The 8,000-nt window shown below is 61.4% G+C and carries 7 protein-coding genes; 5 read left to right on the plus strand and 2 right to left on the minus strand.

The features are described from left to right. The first annotated feature begins 10 nt into the window (after window positions 1–10). The 5 genes from F3J17_RS05035 to F3J17_RS05055 all read left to right on the plus strand — a co-directional run bounded on the left by F3J17_RS05035 (window position 11) and on the right by F3J17_RS05055 (window position 4,597). Complete coding sequence (locus F3J17_RS05035; RefSeq protein WP_167054327.1) at window positions 11–841, plus strand: NAD(P)-dependent oxidoreductase; 831 nt, start codon at window positions 11–13, stop codon at window positions 839–841. Window positions 842–879: 38 nt separating this feature from the next. After that, window positions 880–2,076: an FAD-dependent oxidoreductase gene (locus F3J17_RS05040; protein WP_167054328.1), complete on the plus strand. Its 1,197-nt coding sequence runs from the start codon at window positions 880–882 to the stop codon at window positions 2,074–2,076. A gap of 32 nt (window positions 2,077–2,108) precedes the next feature. Then, window positions 2,109–2,849, plus strand: coding sequence for an SDR family oxidoreductase (locus F3J17_RS05045; RefSeq protein WP_167054330.1), 741 nt, complete (start codon window positions 2,109–2,111; stop codon window positions 2,847–2,849). A 44-nt stretch (window positions 2,850–2,893) separates the two neighbouring features. Then, window positions 2,894–3,646: an SDR family oxidoreductase gene (locus tag F3J17_RS05050; protein ID WP_167054332.1), complete on the plus strand. Its 753-nt coding sequence runs from the start codon at window positions 2,894–2,896 to the stop codon at window positions 3,644–3,646. Between the two features lie 198 nt (window positions 3,647–3,844). Beyond that, window positions 3,845–4,597, plus strand: a complete 753-nt coding sequence (locus tag F3J17_RS05055; protein ID WP_167054334.1) for a FadR/GntR family transcriptional regulator — start codon at window positions 3,845–3,847, stop codon at window positions 4,595–4,597. Window positions 4,598–4,760: 163 nt separating this feature from the next. On the opposite strand, the gene F3J17_RS05060 is transcribed toward F3J17_RS05055, so the two are convergent. Both F3J17_RS05060 and F3J17_RS05065 read right to left on the minus strand, forming a co-directional pair. Continuing rightward, complete coding sequence (locus F3J17_RS05060; RefSeq protein ID WP_167054336.1) at window positions 4,761–5,933, minus strand: branched-chain amino acid ABC transporter substrate-binding protein; 1,173 nt, start codon at window positions 5,931–5,933, stop codon at window positions 4,761–4,763. 251 nt (window positions 5,934–6,184) lie between these two features. After that, window positions 6,185–8,000, minus strand: a 1,816-nt coding sequence (locus F3J17_RS05065; RefSeq protein ID WP_167054338.1) for a family 2A encapsulin nanocompartment cargo protein cysteine desulfurase, incomplete at its 5' end; no start/stop codon positions are given.

The following is an 8,000-nucleotide window of genomic DNA, read 5'->3' on the forward strand; positions in this document are numbered from 1 at the left end:
GAGCCACGTAATGACCGACATCACCAAGCCGCCGTTCAAGAACATCCTGATTACGGGCGCCGGCGGCGCACTGGGCTCCGTGCTGCGCGACAGCCTGCGTCCCTACGCGGAAACGCTCAGCCTCAACGCACGTCAATCGCTGGGCGAAGTGCGCGAAGGCGAAAAGCACTTTATCTGCGATCTGGCCGATCGCGACGCCGTGTTCGAGATGCTCAAGGGTGTCGACATGGTTATTCATATGGGCGGCGCGCCGCGTGAAAACACCTTCCAGGTGATTCTCGATTCGAATATCGTCGGCAGCTATAACATTTATGAAGGCGCGCGCCAGGCCGGTGTCAAGCGCGTGATCTACGCGAGTTCCGTGCACGCCATCGGCTTTTACGAATGCACGCAGACGATCGATTCGAACGTGCCGCAGCGCCCCGATAGTCTGTACGGCGTGAGCAAAACCTTCGTCGAAAATCTCTCGCGCTATTACTTCGACAAATTCGGTATCGAGTCGGTGTGTCTGCGCATTGGCTCGTGTTTCCCGAAGCCGGTCGACCGCCGCATGCTGGCGACGTGGCTGTCGTATGAGGACTTTTCGCATCTGTGCGTGCAATCGATCATGACGCCGAGCGTCGGCCATATGATCGTGTATGGCAATTCGAATAACAGCGCGAACTTCTGGGACAACACTCAGGTGGCCTACCTGGGCTATCGTCCGAAGGATTCCGCCGATGCGTACCGCGCCGAAGTCTATGCGAATACCGAAGTGGGCGACCCGCGCAATCCGGCCGTGCGCTTCCAGGGTGGCCAGTTCGCCGCGGATGGCCACTTCGAAGATCCGAAAAAGAACTGAATACCGCTTCCCCACTGATTTATCTGGAACACACTGAGATGGCACAGCACGCACTCAAGCCTCATTACGACGTGGTGATCGTGGGCGGCGCGGTCGTTGGAAGCGCGACCGCGTATTTTCTGGCGGAAAATCCCGACTTCAACGGCTCGGTTCTCGTGATCGAACGCGACTGGTCATATGCGAAGTCGGCAACGGCTTTGTCGAGCGCATCGATCCGGCATCAGTTTTCGAATCCGCTGAATATCCAGATTTCGCAGTTCGGCACGGAATTCATCCGCGACTTTCACGCGCGCGTGGCCGTGAATGGCGACGCGCCCGAACTCGGCTTCAAGGAAAACGGCTATCTGTATCTGGGCGATGCGCAAGGCGCGCCGATGTTCGAGCGTAATTGCGCCACGCAGCAATCGTGCGGTGCAGATGTCGTGCTGCTCGATCCCGATCAGTTGAAAAGCCGCTTTCCGTGGCTCAACACCGAAGGCCTCGTCAACGGCGTCTACGGTCAGTCGGGCGAAGGCTGGTTCGATAGTTATGGCCTGCTGCAAGGCATGCGCAAGAAGGCGCGCTCGCTTGGCATCGAATACATCGAAAACGAAGTGGTCGAGGTCGTGCGCGAAGGCGCGCGTATCACCGGCGTGGTGCTTGCCAGTGGCGAAACCATCGGTTGCGGCGTGATGGTCAATGCGGCCGGCACGCGCGGCCCGGCCATGGCGCGTCTCGCGGGTCTGGAGATTCCGGTTGAGCCGCGCAAGCGCTGCCTGTTTGTGTTCGATTGCCGCACGCCGCTTGAAGGCATCGTGCCGCTCACGATCGACACGACCGGGATCTTCTTTCGCCCCGAAGGCAAGTATTACCTCACGGGCTGCTATCCAGAGCCGGACCCGCTCGCGGACGTCAACGACTTCGATGTCGTGCATCAGGAATTCGAAGACGTGATCTGGCCGGCGCTGGCCGAACGTATTCCCGCTTTCGAAGCCATCAAGGTGGTGAATTCGTGGGCCGGTCATTACGACTTCTGCATGCTCGATCACAACGCCATTGTCGGGCCACATGCCGAGGTGTCGAACTTCCTGTTCGCGAATGGTTTTAGCGGCCACGGCCTGCAACAGTCGCCCGCTATCGGCCGGGGTTTGAGCGAATTGATCGTTTATGGCGCTTATCGCTCGCTCGATCTCGCGCCGCTCGGCTATGCGCGCGTAGTCGAAAACAAACCGTTCCTCGAAGAAGGCGTGATCTGATGGCGTCCCCCTCTTTCATGAAGGCTTTTGACATGAGTTCCCAATCGTACCGGACCGCCTTGATTACCGGCGCATCGAGCGGCATCGGCCGCGCGATTGCAGAGCGGCTCGTCAAGGACGGCCTGAAAGTCTACGCGCTGGGCCGCGACGCCAAGGCGCTCGATGCGCTGGCAAGCGCGACGGGCGCGACGCCAGTGGCCATCGACCTGCACGATGTTGCGCCGCTGCGCGAGCTGTTCGCCAGCGACGCAATCGATGTGGTCGTGAACAACGCGGGTCTGCTGCCGGCCATCGCGAAGTTCGGCGACACGGCGTCGAATCATATTGACGATATGATCGATATTAATCTGCGCGCACCGCTGCATATTGCGCAACTCGCGCTTGAAGGCATGGTGCAGCGCAAGCGCGGGCATCTGTTTTTCGTCGGTTCGAGTGCGGGACGTTTCCCGCATCCGAACACTGCGGTTTATGGCGCGACGAAAGCCGCCATCAGTATGTTCTGCGATTCGCTGCGTTGCGATCTGCTTGGCACAAAGGTGCGTGTGACGGAAATCGCGCCGGGCCGCGTGCAAACCAATCTGTATCGCACGGCGCTGGGCGAGCAAGGCGCGAACGAAAAGCTCTATGACGTGTATCGCTCGATCCAGCCGGAAAACATCGCGGAACTCATCGCCACAGCGCTCGCGCTGCCGGAAGCGGTCGACGTTTCGCGTATGGAAGTTTTCCCCACCGATCAGGCTGCGGGCGGCTCGCAAATCGTCACGGTCGATTGAATCTACCGTTCAGAACCGTATATATATTTGGACACCTACGCATCATGAAAAATCAACGAGTGGTGATCGTCGGCGGCGCTTCGGGTCTTGGCCTCTCTGTGGCCAAACTCATGCTGGCCGATGGCGCACACAGCATCGCGCTGATCGACAAGAACGGCCCCTTGCTAGAAGAAACGGTGGGCAACCTGAAGGCCGAAGGTCATACGGTCTTTGGCGCCGAAGGCGATATCACGCGCAAGGATTCCGCACATGCGGTGTTCGCGCAGGCGCTGGCGCAACTCGGACGCGTCGATTGCCTCGTCAATAGCGCAGCGATTTATCCGCGTCGCCCGATCCTCGAAATTTCCGACGACGAATGGGATCTGGAAAACGCTGTCAATATCAAGGGCACCTATCACATGATGGTCGCCGCCATTGAACATATGCGCAGCCGCCCGAAGGTAGAGACGCATGTGGCTGGGCGTATCGTCAATATCACGTCGGTCGATGCGTTCAAGGCACATCCGCAAAACGCGCACTATGCGGCCACCAAGGCGGCAGTCGTGAGCCTGACGAAATCGTTCGCGCACGAAGTGGCGAAGGACGGCATCCTCGTGAATTCGGTTGCGCCCGCAGGGTTCGCTACCGAGCGCGCGAAGAAGCTGGGTTTCCTCGGCGAACTCGCGAGCGCCAATCCGCTTGGCCGTGCCGCTGAGCCGGAAGAGATCGCGCAGTGGGTGCTCATGATGGCCAGCGAACGCAACACCTACGCGACTGGCGAGAACGTTATCGTTAGCGGCGGCTATATCTACGCTTGATCTACATCATCGCCTGCCCCGCCTCGACGGTGGGGCGGGAATGACCCGCGCCGGACTGTGTTAAAGTCATAATATGTCATACGGCGCAGGTCAGACGCGACTTCCGGCACTTCGGACGCCACGCGCAGCTGCCGCGCCACGCGGTCCGTCTGCATCCGTGAATTGCAGCGCTTTCCTGATCCGGTGTGGACACTCGGAATGACTCTGGACGCTGAAACCCTACTCAAAAATGCCGCGAGCTCCGGAAAACGGCGCAGCCTGACCGAACTCGTCATTCAGGCATTGAACGACAAAATCGATCGCGGCGAATATCCGCCTGGCGGCAAACTACCCACCGAACCCGAATTGTGTGAAGAATTCGGCGTAAGCCGCACGGTTGTGCGCGAAGCGGTGGCGTCGCTCAAACTCGGGCGACGGCTCATTGCGCGTCATGGCGTGGGCGTGTTCGTGGCCGAGACGGTGAATCAGACCACCAGCCCGGATTTCATCGACGGCAATACGCTCAACAATTCGATGCACGTGCTCGAATTGCGGATTGGCGTGGAAACGGAATGCGCGGCCTACGCGGCCCAGCGCCGCTCTGAAACGCATTTACGCGCGTTGAAAGAAGTCTACGCGCGCATGGAAATCGTCGCAGTAGAAGACGAAGCCGAATGTGCGCGGGCGGATTTCGAATTTCACCTCGCGGTGGCGACGTGTTCTGAGAACCCGCATTTCGCGTCCATCCTGCGCACGCTTGGTCAGGAGATCACTATCGATCTTCGCCTCAAGCATGCAAAGGCCAATGCGAAAGAACGCAAGACCTATATCCGCCGTATCCAGCGTGAGCACGCGGATATTCTTGACGCCATCGAAAAGCAGGACGTGACGGCCGCGCGCCGCGCCATGCGCAAGCATCTCAACGAAAGCCTGGAGCGATATCACAATCTGTCGAGCACGCGCGCGGAATAAGCGCGTTTGCTCAGGCACATTCTGATGCAATCTGCCCGTTCAAGCACGCATGCAACGCTTCATGCACGCGCCTGAACGGGCATCGTCCAGCGAAACCAGCATCGGCTTTTGTTTGCATTCCTGATTAATTATCCGATGCCGGCACCCTGCACTTCGCGTTCGCTCAGTTCTGCAGCGCGGTAACCTTGTCGCCGTAAGCGACGGCCTGGGGCACCCACTTCCCGCCGATCACCTTGTAGAAGGTCGCGGCCGGATCTTTCATATCGCCGTTCGGCATGAACGCGATATCCCCTGAAATGCCCGCAAACGACACCGATTTGATAAACGGACCGTACACCTTCGGGTCGGTCGAATTGGCCTTCTTCATCGCGTTGATCAGCACCCACGTCGCGTCATACGCCGCAGGCGCATAGGCCACCACACCTTCGCTGTATTTCGCCTTCATCTTGTTGTCGAACTCCTTGCCCTGCTTCATTTTCGACAGCGGCACGCCGTAGTCCCACGAAGCCGATCCGTTGGCGCTATCGCCAGCGACTTTCAGGAAGGTGTCGTTCTCGAAGCTACCGCCGCCGAGCAGAATGGCGCGCATGCCCAGCTGGCGCATCTGTTTGACGAGCATGCCTGCCTGCTGGTCGAGACCGCCCCAGAACACCACGTCCGGATTGAACGACTTCATATGGGTCAGCTGGGCCTTGAAATCGACGGCCTTGTCGCTGGTGAATTCCCGATCGACGATCTTGCCGCCTGCCTCCGTCACCCCTTTGACGAATTCGTCGGACATGCCCTGGCCGAACGCGGTGCGATCGTCGATCACGGCAATGCTCTTGCCCTTGAGCGCGTTGACGGCCGAGTGCCCTGCCAGTTGACCCATCTGCGCGTCCGAATTCACGACGCGAAAGACATTCGCATAGCCTTGCGAAGTCAGGGTGGGATTGGTCGCCGTGGGCGAAACCATGGGAATGCCCGCCGTGTTGTAGATGCGCGAAGCCGGAATCGTCGTGCCCGAATTGAAATGGCCGACCACGCCCGCTACCTTCGCATCCACCATCTTCTGGGCGACCTGCGAGCCCACGCGCGGGTCGGCCTGGTCGTCTTCCGCATCCAGCACGAAATGCACGGGCTGACCGCCGATGACGAGCTTCTGCGCATTGGCGTCGTCGAGCGCCAGTTCCGCTCCACGCTTCAGATCGATGCCGTAGTGCGCCGACCCGCCGGTGAGCGGCGCGGCAAAGCCTATCGTCACGTCGCCCGCATAAGCGAACGCGCTGAAAGGTGCGGCGCCAGCCGCCAGAGATGCCGCAAGCGCGACGCGTGTGTACGCAAACTGAACTTTCATGGGAAACCTCAAAGTTTTTGTCAGTGAAAAAAATCAGTCGAACCGCATTTGCCAGAGGAATTGACGACACGAACGAGTCGGCCTGGTCATCAAAGTATTAGGTGAGACGTCATATGTCAATCGATCAAAAAGCGCACGCTGACCAGGGTTTATAAGGGGGTAAGCGAGCCCGCGAATCGAGCCGCCAAAAGAAACAGGCGCAGCGGTTTCCCGCTGCGCCTGTTGAGTCGAGCCTGGCCGGGCTACCTGATTCAGCCCCGCCGCGCCGCCAGTCGTCGCACTACCGATACCAGCGCATCGACTTCATCGCAGGTGTTGTAAAACGCCAGCGATGGTCGCACCGTCGCCTCCAGACCGAAGCGCCGCAGGATCGGTTGCGCACAATGATGGCCGGAACGCACGGCGATGCCCTCTTCGCTGAGTGCGCGGCCCACTTCCTCGGTCTGATAGCCGCGCAGCACGAACGACAGCACGCTCGCCTTGTCGCGGGCCGTGCCCACCAGTCGCACGCCGGTTACGGACGCGAGCACACTGGTCGCATAGGCCAGCAGATCGTGCTCGTAGCGCGCGATGTTTTCGATGCCGATGCGCGTGACGTAGTCGAGCGCCGCGCCCAGACCCACGGCATCGGCGATATTGCCGGTGCCCGCTTCGAAGCGCGCGGGCGGCGGCTGGAACACCGTACGCTCGAAGGTGACGTCGGCGATCATGTTGCCGCCGCCCTGCCACGGCGGCATCGCCTCAAGCACTTCGCGCTTGCCGTAGACCACGCCGATGCCGGTCGGCCCATAGATCTTGTGGCCCGAGAACACGAAGAAGTCCGCGTCCAGCGCACGCACATCCACGCGCAGATGCGAGATCGACTGCGCGCCGTCCACCAGCGCCTTCGCGCCGACGGCGTGAGCCATCTGCACGATCTGCGCGACCGGAACAACCGTGCCCAGCGCGTTCGACACCTGGGTGACGGCCGCAATCTTCGTGCGCGCGTTGAAAAGCTTGCGGCATTCGTCGAGTTGCACCTGGCCCGATTCATCGACGGGAATCACGCGCAGCGTCGCGCCCTTGCGCGCGGCAAGCTGCTGCCACGGCACGATATTGGCGTGATGTTCGAGGTGCGAAACGACGATCTCGTCGCCCGGCCCCACGTTCTCCTCGCCCCAGGACTTCGCGATCAGATTGATCGCCTCGGTCGTACCGCGCACGAACACGATTTCATCGGGCGAGGCCGCGCCGATAAAGCGCTGCACCGTCTCGCGCGCATGCTCATAGGCGTCGGTCGCGCGGCCCGCGAGCGTATGCGCAGCGCGATGGATGTTGGAGTTCTCGTGCTCGTAGAAGTACGCCAGGCGCTCGATCACGGCGCGCGGCTTGTGCGTGGTCGCCGCATTGTCGAGCCAGACCAGCGGGCGGCCATTCACACGCTCGGCGAGGATCGGGAAATCGCGTCGCACTGCTTCCACGTCAAAGGGCGCGCGCACGGCGGCAAAGGGCGCGGCGTGGGCCTGATCTCGCGCCTGGTCGCGCGGATGCGCCGCAGCACGCGCCTCGACCAGCACATAGTGCGAACCTTGCGTCGAGCGCACATCGCGTGGGTTGTTGGCCTGCAGCCCTTCGCGATGCAATGGCAGCAGATCGCGCAGATCGTCTTGCGTGGGCAGGCCAAAAGCGCGCGGGTCGGCGTGCAGCGCCGGCGCATCGTACTGCGTGCCCGCATGTGCGGTGGCGGGCGAACCCGCGCGCAACGCGTCGTCGAGGAAATAGAACGGCGAGGCCGTCGCCTCGCTCTGCTGCGACACGCCGAGCGCGGCGCCGCCCGCACGCGGTTCGAGCGCGGGCAACACCGATACGGCCTGATCGGGCAGGCCATTCTGCGCGGCTGCATGTGGTGCGAGCGCCGGTGCGCGGTTGCCGAGCGAAAGCACATGCGTGGGCGCACCCGGCAGCAGGTTGGCGCCCGGCACGCGACCTTGCGGCAGCGTCAAGCCCGGCACGCCGGTGCCCGTTCCGCCCGGTCCCGCGAGCGGCGAGCCCGGCGGCGCGGGGTTACTCACCGACGCCAGCGCGGGC

Origin of the sequence: Burkholderia sp. Ax-1719 (assembly GCF_011753055.1) — a bacterium.
GTDB lineage: Bacteria > Pseudomonadota > Gammaproteobacteria > Burkholderiales > Burkholderiaceae > Paraburkholderia.